The sequence below is a fragment of the Candidatus Symbiothrix dinenymphae genome (assembly GCF_001431085.1).
The window spans coordinates 1-713 of sequence record NZ_BBRU01000173.1 but is presented as its reverse complement, the minus strand read 5'-3'; the positions used below and the strand labels follow the sequence as shown (position 1 = coordinate 713).

General features: G+C 46.8%; 1 protein-coding gene. It reads left to right on the top strand.

Annotation, left to right across the window (positions count from 1 at the left end; translation table 11 throughout):
• Window positions 1–58 precede the first annotated feature (58 nt).
• A partial coding sequence (locus ASC50_RS02545; protein WP_478209959.1) for a glycoside hydrolase family protein occupies window positions 59–713 on the top strand: 655 nt, incomplete at its 3' end.

Sequence of the window (713 nt, the reverse complement as noted above, 5' to 3'; positions counted from 1 at the left end):
TGGGATTTCCTACAAAATAAAAATAAACATTAATAATTATAATTAAAATAACTCAGATATGAAAAGAGTATTTTTATTTTGCATCGTTGCCGCACTCAGTCTCTTTTATCCGATACAGGCACAAAACAAGTTAACCGTCAATGCCGACCAAGGCGTGGTTACGACTAATCAATGGACGAAATACGCGAACAATCCGGTGTTCGGCGGCGCGGACCTCGGCACGTATTTCGATATGACGATGCTGCAAGAGGATGGCAAATACAAGATGTGGTTCTCGTGGCACCGCAAAAGGTCGATTGCTTACACCGAAAGCAAGGACGGAATTAATTGGTCTGAACCTCAAGTCGTTCTCGCTTCCAATCGCGACTCCGGTTGGGAAAATGAGGTCAATCGCCCCGGCATTGTTAAGCGGGACGGCGTGTATCATCTTTGGTACACCGGTCAGGTTTGGCACGACGATTGGTCGAAAAGCAGGTCATGGATTGGTTACGCAACGAGTACCGACGGAATCCACTTTGAAAGGAAATCGGACAAACCCGTTTTAACGGCAGAAGCAGGTTGGGAAAGAGAACTTACCGTGATGATTCCGAATGTTGAATGGGATGCCGACGCTAAACTTTACAAGATGTGGTATTCCGGCGGAGAGACACACGAACCGGACGCTGTCGGGTACGCAACAAGCCCGGATGGGCTTGTTTGGACGAAATACAAAA